Annotated in this window: 15 protein-coding genes and 5 pseudogenes; 15 read left to right on the top strand and 5 right to left on the bottom strand. The window is 41.0% G+C overall.

The features are described 5' to 3' along the window. Positions 1-36: 36 nt before the first annotated feature. The 5 genes and pseudogenes from G4D76_RS03430 to G4D76_RS03410 all read left to right on the top strand — a co-directional run bounded on the left by G4D76_RS03430 (position 37) and on the right by G4D76_RS03410 (position 6,079). A complete protein-coding gene (locus tag G4D76_RS03430; protein WP_026859589.1) occupies positions 37-1,242 on the top strand; it encodes an acyl-CoA dehydrogenase FadE in 1,206 nt (401 codons plus the stop codon). Between the two features lie 50 nt (positions 1,243-1,292). Beyond that, a pseudogene (locus G4D76_RS03425) lies at positions 1,293-3,548 on the top strand (3-hydroxyacyl-CoA dehydrogenase NAD-binding domain-containing protein). A 33-nt stretch (positions 3,549-3,581) separates the two neighbouring features. Further along, complete coding sequence (locus G4D76_RS03420; RefSeq protein WP_213810543.1) at positions 3,582-4,766, top strand: thiolase family protein; 1,185 nt, start codon at positions 3,582-3,584, stop codon at positions 4,764-4,766. A 193-nt stretch (positions 4,767-4,959) separates the two neighbouring features. After that, the gene (locus G4D76_RS03415) at positions 4,960-5,571 is read left to right on the top strand and encodes a GNAT family N-acetyltransferase (RefSeq protein ID WP_245573127.1); all 612 of its coding nucleotides are present in this window, start codon (positions 4,960-4,962) and stop codon (positions 5,569-5,571) included. Positions 5,572-5,668: 97 nt separating this feature from the next. Further along, positions 5,669-6,079, top strand: a complete 411-nt coding sequence (locus tag G4D76_RS03410; RefSeq protein ID WP_213810542.1) for a FixH family protein — start codon at positions 5,669-5,671, stop codon at positions 6,077-6,079. A 37-nt stretch (positions 6,080-6,116) separates the two neighbouring features. Here the strand turns inward: G4D76_RS03410 and G4D76_RS03405 are convergent. Next, positions 6,117-7,063: pseudogene (locus G4D76_RS03405) on the bottom strand (bile acid:sodium symporter). A 217-nt stretch (positions 7,064-7,280) separates the two neighbouring features. Between G4D76_RS03405 and G4D76_RS03400 the strand changes: the two are divergent. Then, entirely contained in the window at positions 7,281-7,748 is a 468-nt protein-coding gene (locus G4D76_RS03400) for a hypothetical protein (protein ID WP_213810541.1), read from the top strand. A gap of 267 nt (positions 7,749-8,015) precedes the next feature. Here the strand turns inward: G4D76_RS03400 and G4D76_RS03395 are convergent, their stop codons facing one another. Together G4D76_RS03395 and G4D76_RS03390 are read right to left on the bottom strand one after the other, a co-directional pair. Then, positions 8,016-8,669, bottom strand: coding sequence for a DUF4352 domain-containing protein (locus G4D76_RS03395; protein WP_213810540.1), 654 nt, complete (start codon positions 8,667-8,669; stop codon positions 8,016-8,018). A gap of 80 nt (positions 8,670-8,749) precedes the next feature. Then, positions 8,750-9,665: pseudogene (locus G4D76_RS03390) on the bottom strand (1,4-dihydroxy-2-naphthoate polyprenyltransferase). A 487-nt stretch (positions 9,666-10,152) separates the two neighbouring features. Here G4D76_RS03390 and G4D76_RS14480 point away from each other — a divergent pair. The 8 genes and pseudogenes from G4D76_RS14480 (at position 10,153) to menE (ending at position 15,819) form a co-directional block, all read left to right on the top strand. After that, complete coding sequence (locus tag G4D76_RS14480) at positions 10,153-10,377, top strand: hypothetical protein (RefSeq protein ID WP_250130160.1); 225 nt, start codon at positions 10,153-10,155, stop codon at positions 10,375-10,377. A 26-nt stretch (positions 10,378-10,403) separates the two neighbouring features. Next, positions 10,404-11,131: pseudogene (locus tag G4D76_RS14470) on the top strand (chorismate-binding protein); the annotation flags it as partial. 112 nt (positions 11,132-11,243) lie between these two features. Beyond that, on the top strand, positions 11,244-11,801 hold the full coding sequence (locus tag G4D76_RS14465) for a thiamine pyrophosphate-binding protein (protein ID WP_371814651.1): 558 nt from the start codon (positions 11,244-11,246) through the stop codon (positions 11,799-11,801). Between the two features lie 73 nt (positions 11,802-11,874). Continuing rightward, positions 11,875-12,045, top strand: coding sequence for a hypothetical protein (locus G4D76_RS14460; RefSeq protein WP_250130159.1), 171 nt, complete (start codon positions 11,875-11,877; stop codon positions 12,043-12,045). A gap of 246 nt (positions 12,046-12,291) precedes the next feature. Beyond that, on the top strand, positions 12,292-12,795 hold the full coding sequence (locus G4D76_RS14455; RefSeq protein WP_250130158.1) for a thiamine pyrophosphate-binding protein: 504 nt from the start codon (positions 12,292-12,294) through the stop codon (positions 12,793-12,795). Beyond that, complete coding sequence (gene menH, locus G4D76_RS03375; protein ID WP_213810539.1) at positions 12,782-13,576, top strand: 2-succinyl-6-hydroxy-2,4-cyclohexadiene-1-carboxylate synthase; 795 nt, start codon at positions 12,782-12,784, stop codon at positions 13,574-13,576. The genes G4D76_RS14455 and menH overlap by 14 nt, the downstream gene beginning before the upstream one ends. Next, positions 13,573-14,391 (top strand): 1,4-dihydroxy-2-naphthoyl-CoA synthase, encoded by an 819-nt coding sequence (gene menB, locus G4D76_RS03370; protein WP_213810538.1) that lies wholly within the window; start codon positions 13,573-13,575, stop codon positions 14,389-14,391. The genes menH and menB overlap by 4 nt, the downstream gene beginning before the upstream one ends. 57 nt (positions 14,392-14,448) lie before the next feature. After that, positions 14,449-15,819 carry an o-succinylbenzoate--CoA ligase gene (gene menE, locus G4D76_RS03365; RefSeq protein WP_213810537.1) on the top strand — a complete coding sequence of 457 codons (1,371 nt, stop codon included), beginning with the start codon at positions 14,449-14,451 and terminating at the stop codon, positions 15,817-15,819. A gap of 27 nt (positions 15,820-15,846) precedes the next feature. Here the strand turns inward: menE and yidD are convergent, their stop codons facing one another. Beyond that, positions 15,847-16,080, bottom strand: a complete 234-nt coding sequence (gene yidD, locus G4D76_RS03360; RefSeq protein ID WP_026859603.1) for a membrane protein insertion efficiency factor YidD — start codon at positions 16,078-16,080, stop codon at positions 15,847-15,849. 229 nt (positions 16,081-16,309) lie between these two features. On the opposite strand from yidD, the gene G4D76_RS03355 reads away from it, so the two are divergent. Beyond that, the gene (locus G4D76_RS03355; protein WP_250130157.1) at positions 16,310-16,615 is read left to right on the top strand and encodes an NUDIX domain-containing protein; all 306 of its coding nucleotides are present in this window, start codon (positions 16,310-16,312) and stop codon (positions 16,613-16,615) included. A 241-nt stretch (positions 16,616-16,856) separates the two neighbouring features. On the opposite strand, the pseudogene pckA reads toward G4D76_RS03355, so the two are convergent. Further along, a pseudogene (gene pckA / locus G4D76_RS03350) lies at positions 16,857-18,444 on the bottom strand (phosphoenolpyruvate carboxykinase (ATP)). Positions 18,445-18,666: the final 222 nt, after the last annotated feature.

Raw genomic sequence — 18,666 nt, 5'->3', positions numbered from 1 at the left:
TTGAAAGCGTTATCATATAAGGCGGAGGGAAATACTATGACAGAAAAAGACCAAATACTGAAAGAATTATATCCGGAGGATATTTTAAATAATGCTAAGGAACTTACTGAAGGGGAAGTTAAATTTCTAAAACAGCTGGACGATCTGCTTGAATCCAAATATCGTGATTCAATTAACAATCACTGGGCAAATGCAACAGTTCCTGAAGACTTCTTCGATGATATGGGGAAATTGAACTATTTTAGAAATCCGTTGTTATTTGAAGGCCGTGAAGGTGCAAAAACTCCGAGCCAGCTGTTCCAGTTCTTTATGTCATATACAATCGCACGTTTCGACGTATCACTGGTAACAATTCTTGGTGTACACCAGGGGCTTGGACACAATGCCTTTTTATTCGGCGGTTCAAAAGAGCAGATTGCTAAATATGTGCCAAAACTTCAGTCTCACGAACTCAGAACGTGTTTTGCACTGACTGAGCCGGATCACGGTTCCGACGTTGCAGGCGGTCTTGAAACAACGGCTAAATTCGACGGAGAAAACTGGATTATTAACGGTGCGAAAAAATGGATCGGCGGAGCAAATGTCTCCGATGTTATTCCTCTGTTTGCAGTAGATGTAGAAACAGGGAAGCCGAAAGGATTCATTATCCGTCCTGAACAGGATGGCGTAGAAATCGATGTAATCGAAAATAAAATTGCATTAAGAATTATACCGAATACTAATATTCGTTTAGATAATGTAGTCGTGAAAGAAGAAGATAGACTGCAGAATATTAACAGCTTTAAAGACATTGCCAAAATCCTCTACTCTACTCGTGCAGGTGTATCATACATGGCAACTGGTGCGATGGCCGGAGCGCTTCGTGCAACGCTTGATTACGTTACACAGCGTAAACAATTCGGAAAAGAAATAAGCAAGTATCAGCTGATTCAGGAAAAACTTGCGATGATGCAGGGGAACCTTTCACACGCAATAGCAATGTCAGCACAGCTTGCGCGTATGCAGGAAAACGGCGAGTACGATGAAGTGGCAACATCAACAGCGAAGATGATGAATGCGTTACGACTGCGGGAATCAGTAGCAATGGGACGCGGAATTCACGGCGGCAACGGTATTCTGGCAGAGTATGATATTGCGAGATTCTTCTCCGATGCTGAAGCTGTCTACACTTATGAGGGCACGCACGAAATAAATGCACTGGTAATCGGCAGAGCGCTAACAGGCGATTCAGCATTTATTTAAAGACAAAGTGTATGAAAAGTATAAAGATAAAATAATTTGGAGGGTTTTTCATGACGATAAGAAAAGCGACCGTGCTTGGGGGGGAGTGATGGGCAGCCAGATTGCTGCCCTGCTCGTTAATGCAGGCTTAAAAGTAAAAATACTTGATATAGCAATTGATAAAAAAGATCCAAACAAAATTTCGAGAAAATCTTTTGAAATGATTACGGATAAAAAACGTCCGCAACTGTTTGATTTAAACTTTGCTCCAAATTTAACATACGGCAACTTTGAAGAAGATCTGCAGGGTCAAGACGACTCAGATATTTATATCGAAGCGGTTAAAGAAGAGCTGGAGATTAAACACAGCGTATGGAAGCAAGTTAAAGCAGTGGCGAAGGATAATGCATTATTTGCAACGAATACTTCAGGGATTCCGATTGAATATATTGCGAAAGTTTTCAATAAAGAAGAACGCCAAAGATTTTTCGGCATGCACTTCTTTAATCCTCCGCGTATTATGAAACTGGTTGAAATTATTCCTCTGAAAGATACAGCTGAAGAATCAGTAAAAGCAGCTCAGGATTTTGCAGAAAGCAAGCTTGGTAAAGGTGTGATTGTTGCCAATGATGTACCTGGTTTTGTCGCTAACCGTGTCGGTACACAAACGATGAACGATATTATGCACCGTGCAGAAGAAAGCGGGAATATCAATTTCCGACACTGATGCATTGACGGGGAGAAGCATCGGCCGTCCAAGTACCGGAACTTACGGCTTAAGTGATTTAGTTGGTATCGACATTGCAGTCACTGTAACTAAAGGAATGCAGAAAGTACCGGGCGAAGAGAAGTTCTTCAGCAGTACAAAAGTTGCTGAAAAATTAGTTGAAGCGGGAGCACTCGGCAGAAAAACTAAACAGGGATTTTAAAAAAGAGAAGAATAAAATTCTCGTATTTAATCCCGAAACAAGTGACTATGTTGAACAGTCAAAACCGCAGTTTCCAATACTCGGCAAGTTCAGCAAAGATTTAACAGCAAATATGGATGTTATTTTTAATGCTGACGACAAAGCAGGATTATTCATGTGGGAAACGATGAGGAACAATTTCTATTATTCAGCATTGAATGTTCCTAAAGCAGCATCGGACTATAAAGATATAGACCGTGCACTTGTCTGGGGCTTTAATTGGAAACAAGGGCCGTTCCAGCTGTGGGATATGATGGGCTTCAGTCGAGTAAAAACCGTATGAAAGAAGAACTCGGAGAACTGCCTGAATGGATTGAAGAACGCACTCAGCCTTTTTACGAAGAAGGCGAATCGATCGAGCGCGTGACACCGGTAAGTGAATTAATCGACAGTGAAATCTGGAACCGGGAAGACTCAAATCTATCGGTTGTTAATACGGATCAGCTGCTGTTAAAACTGCAGAGCAATAACAATATAATTTCTGACGGGTTTTCGAAAGATTTAGTTGAGGCTGTTGATTTGCTGGAGACGGAAGATTTTTCAAGTATGGTCTTATATGCTAACGGCAGAAACTTCAGTGTCGGAGCAAATCTGTATATGATGAAAAAATCTCACGAAATGAAAAAGGTCGAAGAATTAGTCGGACCGGCAATCGACCAGCTGCACAACAGTTTCAACCGTATGAAGTATTCACTTAAACCGATAGTAACAGCAGTTCAAGGTAAAGCACTCGGCGGAGGCTGTGAGTTAGTACTTCATTCACCATTCGTCGTAGCTGCGAGTGAAACTTATATTGGTATGGTTGAAGCGGGTGTCGGCCTCTTACCGAGCGGCGGCGGACTTGCTGAGATGTCAGACCGTATATTAAGCACGAATCATAAACACGATGATAAACAGCAGTCGATGACTGAAGTACTGACAAATATCGGTATGGCTAAAGTATCGACGAACGCATATGAAGCGAAAAGATATGGTTATTTAAGAGATACAGACTCAATTATTCTGAACGTTGAGAAGCGTGTGGAAGCTGCACTGAATAAAGCGCGTCTGGAATCGGAAATGAATTATATTCCTAAACCTGAAGGTAAGTATATTGCACTTGGCAGAGACTTTAAAGCACTGGCGGAAGGAATGCTTGATGCGCAGCGTCTTGGAAACTTTATCAGTGATCATGATTATGAAATTACTTTGAAGATTGCAGAAGTATTATCGGGCGGGGATGTACCGCGCAACACGTACGTTAATCAGCGATATTTACAAAAACTCGAAAGAGAGAGATTTTTAGATCTCCTGCAGAACGAGAAAACATATGCACGTATCAGTCATATGCTTGAAACGGGCAAACCGCTACGTAATTAGTAACACGTACAAACAGAGAAAGGATGAAGTTAAATGCAGGATGCATATATAGTAGCTTACGGAAGATCTGCTGCCGCGAGAGCAAAAGGCGGCGCGATGTTCCACGACAGACCAGATGAGGTGGCAGCACAGGTTCTTAAAGGTGTACTTGGCCGTGTCGACGGTAAATTCAGCCCTGAAATGGTTGAAGACGTTATTGTCGGTAACTCATTCCCGGAAGGATTACAGGGTCAGAATATAGCACGGTCAATCGCACTGCTTGCAGGCATGCCGAATGAAGTACCGGGTCAGACGGTAAATCGTTACTGTTCATCAGGACTGCAGACGATTGCAATGGCGGCAAACCAGATTATGGCAGAGCAGGCAGATGTGCTGGTTGCAGGCGGAGTTGAATTAATGAGCGCTGTGCCGATGGGCGGTAATGAACCGACGAACAGTCCAATACTGCAGAATCAAGACTCAGGCGTGTCATATCCGATGGGACTGACTGCTGAAATGGTCGCAGAAGAGTTCAAAGTATCAAGAGAAGATCAGGATGCTTATGCAGTGCAAAGCCATCAGCGGGCAAAAGCAGCACTTGATGCCGGAAGATTTGAAGATGAAATTATGCCGGTTGAAGTGAATAAAGTGGATTATAACGAAGAAGGACCGGTTGTTACGAAAGGTGAATATAAAACTGACGAACATATCCGTCCGGATACAAATATGGAAGGACTGGCGAAGCTTAGAACAGTATTTAAAGCGGATGGTACTGTTACAGCTGGTACTTCAGCACCGCTGACAGACGGTGCAGGATTTGTTGTGATGATGTCGGGTGATAAGGTGAAAGAACTTGGAGTAACACCAATCGCACGCTTTGTCGGCTTTAAAGCAGTCGGTGTGGATCCTAAAATTATGGGAATCGGTCCGGCATATGCAATACCGGAAGTACTTGAGCAGGCTGGATTATCAGTAGAAGACATGGACTTAATTGAACTGAATGAAGCATTCGCCTCACAAACAGTAGCGTCGATTAGAAAAGCGGGGCTGGATATTGAAAAAACGAATGTGAACGGCGGAGCAATATCACTCGGTCATCCGCTCGGAGCATCAGGTGCAATGCTGACAGCGAGACTGCTCGCTGAAATGAAGCGCAGACCGGAATCGAAATACGGTATGGTAACAATGTGTATCGGTGTCGGTATGGGTGCAGCAGGAATATTCGAATATGTAAGATAATTAGCGTTAAGTAAAAGTCTAATAATTGTTAATATCAACTCCCCATCAAATTAATTTGATGGGGAGTTGATATATTTTATATAATATAAATTTTGAGGGGATATCTCCTATCATTTTATGTAAACTGTACAATTTATTTATCTATTTATATAATTAATAAATACTAATCTTAAACAAAACAGGGGGAATATGTTTGGAATTACATAATGGAGAATTTAAAATAGTAAAAGCAGATGAAACAGATCTTGATGTAAGGGAACAGATGGGACAGATATTTGCCGATGGATTTTCACAGTGGCTGAATTTTTTCTCAAAAGATAAACAGGTTATTGCGAAAGCATTTCAGCATATGTTTGTGCTCGATAAATTTTATGTAGCTGTTATAGATGGTGAAGTTGCCGGAGTCACTGCTTGTACGAAAAGAAATTATTCATCAGTAAAATTAAATAAAAAAGAACTGAGAAAACATTTAGGCTTATATAAAGGTGCTCTTGCCGGATTACTTTTAAAGAAACCATTTGAAAAGTATCACGAGAATCTTCTTGAAAATACAGGAGCTATAGAGTTTGTCGGAACAGCGCGAAATTTCCAAGGGAGAGGTGTCGCGTCTCTGCTTATTCAACATATTATTGAAAATACGCCTTACGATAATTTTATTATTGACGATGTTGCTGATACGAATATTCCTGCAATTAAACTGTATGAAAAACTTGGATTCGAAGAGTATGACAGAACAGAGATGCCCGGTGCATCTGCTAAAAATAATGGGATGAACTACCTGGTATCATTCAAATATATGAATTAATTTATTCGTATGTTGTCACTAAATGAACTTAAAATATACAGTTATGCATAAACCGGCCTGAAAATGAGTGCATACATAATTTTGGAAGGATATTTTTATGAAGAAGTTACTTTTACTGTCAGGCCTGACTTTGGCACTCGCTGCATGCGGCAATGGAACTGAAGAAGCACAAAGCGAAGAAACTCACGAACCTGCTGAGGAAAGCGCCGACCATCACCATGAGCATGTACTGGATATTAATCTGACGGTTGATAATGAAGCAGATCCTTCAGTGGTCAGTGTTGAACTGCTGAAAGAAGATGAAGCATACGAAGCGGACCGCGTCCGTTTTGAAGTGCAGGAACCTGAAACAGAAGAAATTACATGGCTGAATGCTGAACATCAGGGCGACGGAGTATATACTGCCGAAACAGCAGAAGTTGAACCTGGAGAATACAGTATTACAGCTCATATTAATGGCCCTGAAGACCTGCATGAACATACAGATGATATTTTTGAAATAGAATAATTTTAAAAAACACTCAGCCCGTTAAGCTGAGTGCTTTTTATTTGATCAGTTTTGGTATAAATTTTATATAAAATAACTCGCCGACTAATTCGGTAATCGTCTGGGTAACGATAACTGCCGAAGCGATTACACCCCATTCTCCCGGGAGTGCTAACGCAAGCGGCAATACAACGAGTGAATTTCTCGTGCCGGCACTGAAGGCAAGTGCACGTCCGGCATGTGGTTTTAATTTAAATATTGAGGCAATCAATTTAGAAATAAACGGTGTAATAATCAAATACAGAATATAAATTGGAATGATAGTTAAAATAATACTCAGGTCATTATAAACTTTACCGATTTGTGCTGCGACAACTGTAAACAAGACAGCCGCCATCAGTAATTCGGGAAGCTTACCGGTAAGTTTCAACAACGATTTACCGGCTGCTGTGTTTTTAGCAAGCAGCTGTGTAATAACTGCTAGTATCAGCGGAAGTACAATAAGCAAAAGGAACGACTCAATAAACGACCCGATACTAATAATTGCTGAAATATCCGTGCTGATAAATAGCGTCAGATACACGGGTAGTAATAGTATTTGGATGATAAATAACAGCGGTGTTGATGCTAAAACTAATTTTTCATCACCTTGACCAAGCTTAGTAAAAGGAATAACGTAATCGATGCATGGTGTTAAGAGAACGAGACAAACGCCTAGTAAAATTGCAGGATGCAGCGGGAATAGTATAATTAAAACCCATACGACTATTGGCACAGCAATAAAATTAGCGATTAACAGAGCGATTATAAACTTAGTATTGGACAAAGCTTCACGTAAATTTAAAAATGGAATTTGCGCAAACATGACATACATCAGCAGTGCAATGAGGGGGAAATCAATGGAGCTAAAATACTGCCGATATTTACATTTAACAGCCCGATAATACCGCCAGTTATAATTACAATGGCATATATTAATATTTGATTATCTTTAATTGTTTTCAATTTGAACCTCGCTTATAGATTATTTATTCTTGTCTACTGAAAGTAAAATCGAAATGCCTAATATGATGAAAAGAATAAAGGAAATTCCGATACCGCTTAAGATTTCAATCATAAAATCGACTCCTTAACAAAGTCTTTTTAATATAACATAATTGTTTTTATCGTACATGTAATGATAAAATTATATAAATGAAGTTATAAGAGAGTTGGAAAATATATGGATCCATTATCATTCTGGATAGAAATAATTGTCGTCCTGGCGTTATTTATCGTGGCAATAGCCGGTCTCGGTATTTACTTTTCAAGAAAACGTGCAGAGGTCATGACGACTCAGCCGCTTTTAATGATTGACGAAGTCGGCTGGAAAAATGACGACCGCGGACAGTATATGATGTTCCGAGTTGAGAATAAAAATGATAACCCGTTTCAAATTGAGAAAGTCTATATTAAAGGTTACGATTTTACGACGAAATACCACTACATAAAAGATGAAATTGAAAATGATGTAGTGATTCTGAAATTTTACATGCAGCCAGATCAGACGATGAACTTCCGTATTCGTATTTTATACAGAGACTTCAATAACAAAGGTCATATTATGATGTCTGTCCGCATGGATATGGAAGGCGGGGAACTGACGTACGAAGCAGAAGGTACGAAGTTTATCCTGACGAAAACGAAATAATGAATTGTAAGCCGTCCTGTTCAACTTAAGGACGGCTTATTTTATGTCGGGACCTCGATGAGTTTATTTCATCGGAATCCTGGAGGTTTTGGAGTTCAATGAGCTCGTTTCATCAGAATCCTGGGGGTTTCGGAATTCTATGAGTTTATTTCATCGGAATCCTGGAGGTTTGGAGTTCAATGAGCTCGTTTCATCAGAATCCTGGGGGTTTCGGAATTCTATGAGTTTATTTCATCGGAATCCTGGAGGTTTTGGAGTCCTATGAGTTTATTTCATCGGAATCCAACAATCCCCAAACAAAAAAACAGCACCATTTTCATGGCGCTGTTTTTTAAAATCTATTTCTTCTGCCGGTGCTAATTCAAGCTCAATTTCATGATCCATTGATTCAGTTTCTTCGATTGGATTTTCTCTTGCCTGAAGGTGTGTAGCGAGTTCAGGATCAAGCGGGCCATATGCAACTACTGCTGTTGCGCTTTCGCCCGGTTCGACTAGTTCAGCTGAAGCTGCTTTACCTTCTGCAAATTCACCTTCGTCTTCAAGGTCCATCGTATAGTTTTCTGTCGGTGCTTCGCCGTCTTCACTCACCTGGCGTATTGCAAGGTCAAGACTGAATGCTTCCGACGGGGTTGATGTACGTTCTGAAGTATTCGTATATTCGAATTCAGCAGCGACTGCCTGGATTGTCGTGTCATTGCCTTCAGCGTCAGTTGCCGGCACTTCAACCGGTGTGAATTTCGTGAAGCTGTAATCCCCATTAACTCCTGAATACGATAACCCATCTTCTGAAGTTTCTTCTCCTGTTGTTTCTTCAGCAGGTGCTTCTTCTGTACCAGCTTCTTCGGTGCTGTCCCCATTACATGCGGCGAGTAAAAGCATACTTAGAAGTCCTCCCGCGAATAGCGTGCGTTTTAAGTGCATGATAAATCCCCCTATATTGTTTGTTTCAACTATATTATATTCCTTGGAAGAAGAAGAAGAAACACAATTTTCAGGAAAGTTTATACACCTGTCACACCGTAAATAATCAATCCGATAGTAAGGAGCAGTCCCATTATCGTATTAAGTTTACCCATCGATGCCATTGCCGGGATCAGCTCGATTGGTGTATCGCCTTTACGCATCAGCATAATTGTCTTTATCGCAAGCGGTACAGATAACAGCGGAATGAGCAGGAAAACAGAACCCATCGCTGTAAAGAATGCGATATAAATTAAAAAGATATAGCTGAACAAGAGCAGTGCAGCAGATGTCATTACGGCGAACGGTTTGCCGACGAGGATGACAAAAGTTTTACGTCCATTCTTTATCTTTTCTGCGGTTCGCGTATATTATTTGCCATATTCAACAGCCCAATTGTAATTGCGGGAGGGATAGACATTAAAAAGGGAATACGTGCAGCGTGCCGGTATGAATGTAGAATGTAATCATAATAATTACAGTACCCATAAAGAAGCCTGCAAAAATTTCACCGAACGGCGTCCAGGATATCGGGAAAGGACCGCCTGTGTACAAGTAGCCGACAGCCATTGATACAGCACCGATTATCAGTATCCACCATGATGAATTTATCGTAATGATAATACCGATAACAGCGGCAATGCCGTAAAATATAAGAGCGATTGTCAGTACGAGGCGCGGGCTCATGCCGTTTCTTACGATGGCGCCTGCGATACCGACGGATTCATGCGAATCCAGACCGCGTTTAAAATCATAGTATTCGTTAAACATGTTCGTTGCTGACTGTATTAAAATTGTGGCGATAAGCATAAGGAAAAACATTCCCCAGCGGATATCCGCAAATAATAATACGCTTGCCGTCCCGACAAAAACAGGTACAAAACTTGCTGTTAAAGTGTGCGGGCGCGTCAGCATCAAATATTTTTTAAATCCTGTGTGTACTTGTGCTTCCTGCATGACTTTCTCCTTTAAAACATGATGGCTATAATTTTATCATATTTAAGACTTGTCCATACACACAGTAGGTAAAAAATGATAAAATAAAGCTAATTATGATGAAAGTAGTGTGACTCATGAAATTACAATCGTCTCGAACATTTATAGAGAATATCAGTCTGGATTCGGACAAGCAATATCTTACACTGCATATCCCTATGGATGAGTATAATATTGACGAAGAAAAAATTTACATATTTTAATGATCAAAGGGCTCACGCTATTGGTTCAAGTCAAAAGACAGCACCTATAATGTTGTCGGCATCAATTATATCGAAAGTATGTGGCGCGATAAGTTTCAGCCAGAAGCGACAGCAGACAGCAAAAAAGCACTGTTTGCAAAATTGCAGCAGGAAAAGCTCGGAGATGATTTAAAATCTAAACTGAGCTTATTTGGCGGCACATTATTGATGATAAAGACACGACTGATGAGTGGAACGACTTTAAAATGGTTGAATTCCATTTGCCCGAGTGGCAGTTTGATCTTAAAAAGAATGAAGTATTTTTAACCCGCAGCAAAACAGAACTGAATATGGACGGGCTGCTTGAGGAAATTGACGGGGTGTTATCAAGGATAGAAAATGCTGAAATTACAGAGAATGAAAAACCGGTCGTTAAAAGTAAGCGTGATATTTCCCGAATGAATGGAAACTCCTCGTTGAAGAAGCAGTAAATAATTTAAACGACGAGTTTAAAAAAGTTGTGCTAGCCCGCCAAAAACTCATTACTTTTGAGTCGAAGGCAAAACGCCTGTATTTAATCAGACGCTTAAAAGACGAAGCGGATACGTATACGATTTACTATGAAAAAGGAAAATCGACCTTCGTTTCAAAAACACCTGAGAAACATTTTCTATCGACGGGGAACAACTGACTACGAATGCGATCGCAGGTTCTATTCAGCGTGTTGAAGACGCCGAGGAAAATAATATTCAGAAAGAATTCTTATTGAACGACGAAAAAAATCTGTTTGAACACCGCGTCGTCAGAGAATCAATCGTCAGCGATATCGTACCGTTTTCAGAAGGACTCAATTATAAAAAGAATCCGCTCTTAATGGAAAATAAATATATATATCATTTATTTACACCGATTCAGGCAAAACTGAAGAAGGATGCAGATGAGTTCAAGATATTAAAGCAGATTCATCCGACACCAGCAGTAGGCGGTTTGCCGAAGAATCTGGCAAAAGACTATATTAAAAACATGAATACGGCACAAGAGGACTTTATGCAGCGCCGCTAGGCATTATTCATGAAGATAAGGAATGTGAAATTTGCTGTCGGACTCCGTTCGATGCTGATTTCTGCACGCAGTGCGACATTATTTGCTGGCTGCGGCATCGTTAAAGGATCGGATCCGGAAGCTGAATTTTTAGAAACGGAAGTTAAATTCACCGATGTTGAACGTCTTGGAGGCGACTACTAATGAGCTACACAGAAGCACTAACGGTACAAACGTTTAGTATTATAGATGCGCTGTACGAATACGGCATGAATGAACTGGTTATCAGCCGGGATCGCGCTCAACACCCCTTGCAATAGCGGCAGAGCTGCACGAAGGCATTAAGACTTATATTCATCCGGACGAACGCGGTGCGGGATACTTTGCCGTCGGACTGACTAAAAAGAGACGTCAGCCGGTGGGCATATTATGTACTTCGGGTACAGCTGCAGCGAACTACACGCCGGCTGTCAGTGAAGCAGGACTGAGTCATCTGCCCTTAATTGTTCTGACATCGGACCGCCCGCATGAACTTAAAAATGTGGGGGCACCGCAGGCGATTGAACAAAACAATATGTACAGTAATTTTGTCCGCTATCAGACCGAACTGCCGATTGCTGACACGCATGACAGTGCGGAATCGTTAATTAACGATAAAGTGCTGCAGGCAAGCCAGTATTTTAACGGGATTAATATGGGACCGGTGCATTTTAATATTCCGGTCCGGGAACCGATTATGCCGAACATTGAGCGTCTCGATTTATTTAAGCGTAAGCAGAAAAAGCGAATCCCGGCAATGACGCTACCGGGCAATATTGAAAAATTAACTGGGACCGGTTTAGTAATTATCGGTGTGAAACAGCAGAAGATTTAACGTCGCTGAAACCAGTTCTTGAACAGGGTAATATTATACTGTCTTTGACCCGCGCCAGAATTTACGTACTGATGTGAAGGACGGAATCGTTAATCACGATATGATGTTTTCGAATTTCACAGACAAGCACCGTGAATACATTAACAGCAATGTAGATTTTATTATCCGCATCGGCGAGCCGGTCACATCAAAAAGACGAATGCATTTTAAAGCAGACAACAGTATCGCAGTATTTAATCAGTGAGTTCCGGATATTAAACATTCCCGGTAACGCCTGATGAAAACGTATGTCGGTACAGTGAATGAAATTCTGCCAAGAATGATTAATGATAATTTCAAGAGTGAAGTTAAGAAACGGTTCATCAAATTATCGAAGGATATTTATGATTAGTATGATGAGAATATAGAAAAATTTGACGATGAAGGCAGATATGTCTATGACATTGTTCATCAGACGGACGAGGGGCGAACATTCTTCTTATCGAGCAGTATGCCGATCAGGGATTTCGAACGCTACGATACGCGCGTTACTCATGAGGTATACGCAAACCGCGGTGCTAACGGTATTGACGGAGTCATCTCAAGCGCACTTGGTATCGGTACGAAAGAACAGGTCACAATGCTGATTGGTGATGTGTCGATGAACCACGATATCAACAGCCTCTTAATGGCCAAGCTTGAGAATATCGACTTTACAGTTATTGTATTTAATAATAACGGCGGCAACATTTTCAGCTACCTGCCGCAGTATGCACATAAACCGCACTTCGAAAGATTATTCGGTACACCGCTTGATCTGAACTTTGAACATGCGGCAAAACTTTATGATTACGAATACGTTCAGATTGAAAATCCAGATGAATTAACAAAAGACATGCTGAATAAAGCAGGACGCCAGATGATTGAAATTAAAACAGACAGAGAGCATAATCTCGAAAGTCATAATGAACTGAAACGGCAGCTTAAAAATCTGGTAGATAATGCTGAATTTTAATTACGAGCTGATTGATAACAAACAATCAAAAACGATTATACTGCTGCATGGGTTTTTATCGTCTAAAGAAAGCATGAGAAAGATTGCCGAAGGATTAAGCGATTTGCGCAACGTCATCTTAGTCGATTTACCCGGGTTCGGCGGAACGAACAGTACTTCACATGGTTACCGTATGGAAGATATTGCCGCTGGGCTCATTGCTATTGCTGACCGTCACCAGATTAACACTTTCGATGTGCTTGGCTACTCGATGGGCGGACGGACAGCCCTTGCGTTAACTGTCCAATTTCCTGAGCGTATTGAAAAATGTATTTTGGAAAGTGCGTCACCGGGCATTGCTGACGACGAGAAGAAAGCTGAGCGGCTCACTCTAGATCAGGAACGCAGTAAATTAATCGTCAGCGATTATTATGAATTTCTAAATTTCTGGCAAAGTATGCCGCTGTTTCAAACTCAAGAGCATGCTGACGAATCTCTGCTTAAAGCACAGCATGAAGAGCGGCTGCAGCTGGTTCCGGCTGAAGCGGCGGACAGCCTGTTGAAGTACGGCACGGGTGTACAGCGGTCTTACTGGAATGATTTAAGCGGTCTGAATAACCATTTTTATTTAATTACAGGCAGTGAAGATAAGAAGTTTATCAGAGTAGCAGAAACGATGTCAGAACGGCTGAAAAGTGCTAAACTGGATATAGTTGAAAATTGTGGTCACAATATTCATCTTGAAAATTACAAAGCGTACATAAACACAGTACGAAAGTACTTAGAGGAGGATAACTCATGACTAGAGTTTGGGAAACAGTTAAAGAATATAATGAAATTAAATATGAATTTTATAATGGTATTGCTAAAGTAACAATCAACCGTCCGGAAGTGCGCAACGCATTTACACCGGATACTGTTGCAGAAATGATCGATGCATTTACACGCGCGCGCGACGATCAGCGTGTAGGCGTAATTATTTTAACAGGTGAGGGTGACCTTGCGTTCTGTTCAGGTGGAGATCAGAAAAAACGCGGTCATGGCGGATATGTGGGCTCGGATGATGTGCCGCGTCTAAATGTCCTTGATTTACAGCGTTTAATCCGTGTGATTCCTAAACCGGTTATTGCCATGGTTGCTGGTTACGCAATCGGCGGCGGACATGTGCTGCACGTCGTATGTGACCTGACAATTGCTGCAGATAATGCACGATTCGGCCAGACTGGTCCTAAAGTCGGTTCATTTGATGCTGGTTACGGTTCAGGCTACTTAGCACGTATCGTTGGACACAAAAAAGCACGCGAAATCTGGTACCTATGCCGTCAGTATGACGCACAGGAAGCGCTGGACATGGGCTTAGTTAACACAGTCGTGCCTTTAGAACGTCTTGAAGATGAAACTGTTGAATGGTGTGAAGATATTTTACAGCACTCACCAACGGCACTTCGTTTCTTAAAAGCATCAATGAATGCTGATACAGATGGACTTGCAGGACTGCAGCAGCTTGCTGGAGATGCAACGCTTCTCTATTACACTACTGATGAAGCGAAAGAGGGCCGTGACGCGTTTAAAGAAAAACGTAAACCGAACTTCGATCAATTTCCTAAATTCCCGTAAATTTCATAGTTTTAAAATATAACACCCGTCTATGATGGGTGTTTTTGAGGTGAAGTAATGTCTTATAAATGGCTTGAAACAGCAAGTTTTACTTATCCTGATAACATTGCTGTAAAGTGCAATAATGAATCTCTGACGTATCAGATGCTGTACATGCATGCGCATTCTCTCGGCACACATATGCAGGCGCTCAAACTAAAACGCGTCGGGTTATATATCGACAACTCGCTGGATTCTGTTAAGCTGATTCACGGTCTGATGATGCTCGGCGTGGAAATGGTTATGCTGAACACACGTCTGACACCGGCTGAGCTCAGTTCTCAGCTGAAAGATGTGTCGGTGACAACAGTTATTGCGACATTACCCGTGGATATTCCAGGGGTCGAAGTGATTTTGTATGATGATTTATTTGAGCTTGAGACACAGACCTTTATCGTCAATAAACCTGAGCCGGATGATATCCTGTCGATTATGTTTACGTCAGGAACGACCGGACGCGCGAAAGCAGTGCCGCAGACATATAAAAATCATGCAGCGTCACATAATAACTGCCAACAGCATTTTGACTATGACAGTGACAGTACATGGCTCATGGTTAATCCGATTTTTCATATTTCAGGACTGTCGATACTGTTCAGAACGGTAATGACTGGCTGTACGTTAGTCGTTGAAAATAAATTTGATGAAAAGCGTGTCTGGAATATTTTAAATGAAGATAAAATCACTCATACGAGTATGGTGCCTGTGATGCTGAAGCGTTTAATGAGCATGGAAGGCACACATCACCTTAAAGGACTGCTGCTTGGCGGGGCGAGTACAACGCCGTCACTTTTAAAAGAGGCGATTGAAAAAGATCTGCCGGTATTTAATTCATTCGGCATGACTGAAACATGCTCTCAAATTGTTCAAATCTCTTCTAAAGATGACAGGATTTTAACTGGAGCTGTCGGTAATGTGCAGGGTTATGATATCAAAATAGACCGAGAGACCAATGAGCTGTTAATTAAAGGTGACAGTGTTGTCAGAGATTACTTAAATGCGAATTTGAAATTAAAAGACGGATATTTTAATACGGGAGATCTTGCGCAAATTGATGATGAAGGGTATTTATATATTCTGGACAGACGTACTGATTTGATTATCAGCGGCGGTGAGAATATTTATCCGAAAGAAATTGAAGATGCAGTGTATAAAATCAGCGGCGTGGACCGCTGTGTCGTCATTAAAAAGGATGACGACGAATGGGGCAATGTGCCGGTGCTGCTTTTAGAAGAAGCAGTCGATGAAGCATTACTCTTGAATCATTTAAGCGAACATCTGGCGAAATATAAACTGCCGAAAGAAATTCATTACGTCGATAAAATTATTATGACATCCACTGGGAAAATTTCCCGCAGTCAGAACCAAAAAATGTTTCTAAACCGTTAAATACAGGTATGGACTAATAAGATATAATTACTGACGTTTTTTCTTTTTGTTTACGGGAACCGGATCAAAACCGCCTTCGTGGAATGGATGGCATTTTAAAATACGTTTCGTTGCCATAAAGCTGCCTTTTAAAGAACCATGCTCAGCAACTGCTTCAAGAGCATAATTTGAACATGTCGGATAAAACCGGCAAGTCGGCGGCGACATTGGAGAAATATGTTTCTGGTAAAAATGAACGGAGCCGATTAATACTTTTTTCATTGCAGCATCACCTTTTAAAATTAATACAACTATTGTAGCTGATATCTGCAAGAGTGCAACTAGGAGGATTATACATGAAAACATTTACTGATCATGAAGGCAGACGTGTCACATTGGAAAACAGTTACGTTGAAAATACGAAACATGTCCTGATTATTCCTAAGTTTTTAACGGCCAGTTTTTACTGACGAACCATAAAGAACGAGGGCTCGAATTTCCGGGCGGTAAAGTGGATGAAGGTGAATCACTCGTCGAAGGTGCACAACGTGAACTTTATGAAGAAACCGGCGGTTTGGTAGGGAATCTGCACTTTGTCGGTACATATACCGTTCATGATGGTGATGAAACATTCAGTAAAGCAGCATTCTGCTGTAACATCGAGCGGCTGGACCAGCTGAAACACTACCATGAAACAAATGGTCCGATGCTCGTCAATCATATCGATGACATTGCTGAAGAAGATAAAAGCCTGCTCCTGAAAGATGATTGTGTAGTTTATTTATATAATGAAGTCAGGGAAAACGGCTGTCAGTAGCGAGTGATAGTGGACCGGAACAACATATGTTGTTCCGGTTTTTTGCTGTTAGGATGTTTGGTAGACAATGTGAAATGAACAGAGTCTACAGAAAGAGCTGCATATACAATGTGAAATCAATAGAGTACATACAAACGCTCTGTATAGCCAATACCGTGTCATCGGCTAATCAAAAAACAACAGAACGATAAAAAAATCCCGGGATAATTTTTATCCCGGGATTTAATATATTCAAATATTATTAAAATCCGCCTTTTTCAGCAATCGCTGCTGATTCTGAACCGAATTTTTTGAAGTTTTCGATAAACTGCTCTTTAAGTGCTTGTGCTTTTTCATTGTAAGCATCAGCTGATTCCCAAGTGTTGATTGGTGCAAGAATGTTTTCAGGTACACCAGTTACTGATTTAGGAATTGACAGACCGAACATTTCATCTTCAGCGAATTCACCAAGTTCTAATTCACCGCTGATAGCGCGTCTGACCATTGAGCGTGTGTGTGCCAGGTTCATACGTTTACCAACACCGTATTCGCCGCCTGTCCATCCTGTGTTTACAAGATAAACATTAACGTCATGCTTGTCGATTAAATCACCAAGCATGTTTGCATATACTGTTGCGTGCAGTGGTAAGAATGGAGAACCGAAACATGTTGAGAATACCGGCTGTGGTGTAGTCACACCGCGTTCAGTTCCTGCAAGTTTAGAAGTAAACCCGCTCAGGAAGTGATACATTGCCTGATCTTTACTTAACTTAGCGATTGGAGGAAGTACTCCAAATGCATCTGCTGTTAAGAAAATAATTGTTTTCGGGTGGCCTGCAACTGAAGGAATGCGTGCATTGTCGATATGGTCAAGCGGATATACAGCACGAGTGTTTTCAGTAAGTGAATCATCGTCGTAATCAGCGTTGCCATTTTCATCAATCACAACGTTCTCGAGAACTGAACCGAATTTAATCGCTTTAAAGATTTCAGGTTCTTTTCTTCTGATAAATTAATAGTTTTAGCATAGCATCCGCCTTCGATGTTAAATACACCGTCGTCGTTCCAGCCGTGCTCATCGTCGCCGATAAGGTCGCGTTCAGGGTCTGCAGAAAGCGTCGTTTTACCAGTTCCTGATAAACCGAAGAATAATGCAACGTCTTTGTTCTCACCGACGTTGGCACTGCAGTGCATGCTGAGCACGCCTTGTTCAGGAAGCAGATAGTTCATAATAGAGAAGATAGACTTTTTCATTTCTCCGCCGTACTCAGTACCGCCGATAAGAATAATTTTCTTCTCTAATGACACAAGTACGAATACTTCTGAGCCTGTGCCGTCAACTTTCGGGTCAGCTTTAAAAGTCGGTGCTGAAACAATCGTAAATTCAGGGTCGATTGCCAGTGCTTCTTTTTTGTTTCAGGGCGGATAAACATAGTTTTCGCAAACATGTTGTGCCAGCTGAATTCATTAACAACCTGAAGTTGAAGCTGTGTATGCGGGTCTGCGCCTGCATAGCCGTTAAAGACAAATAATTCTTCTTTGTCATTTAAATGTAGTAACTTTATCGAATAAATTATCGAAAACTTCTTGTGAAATCGGCTGGTTCACATCGCCCCAGTCAATTTTGCTGTCCGATACACTGTCTCTTACGATAAAAACCGGTTTTTCGGGCTGCGTAAGTGTATTCTCGTGCTGTCCACGTATTCGCGTTGCGCGCGCAGGGCACCTGTATTTGTCAGAACTGCTTCGTCGCGTCGAATAGATGCTTCGACAAGTTCAGCGTTTGATAATTGTTTGTGTGTAGAAGGTTTGTTAACAAGACCTTCGATTAAACTTTTATGATTAACCATGATTCGCCTCCAAAATATTTGTCATTAACGAACTATTTAGAAATTAGTATAACACATTCGATTTTATGTTTACACATATAATACGATAACGCATGTGTATATTGATATATATTTTTCAATGTTATTTCATAAGTATAAGTTATAAATGGCTTATAAAACATTAAGAATATGTTTTTAAAATAGCAGATTAATTTTAAAGAGATTAAACCTGTCACAAATAAC

Origin of the sequence: Jeotgalicoccus sp. WY2 (assembly GCF_018437745.1) — a bacterium.
Taxonomy (GTDB): Bacteria; Bacillota; Bacilli; order Staphylococcales; family Salinicoccaceae; genus Jeotgalicoccus; species Jeotgalicoccus psychrophilus.
This window is presented reverse-complemented; position numbering and strand designations above follow the sequence as displayed.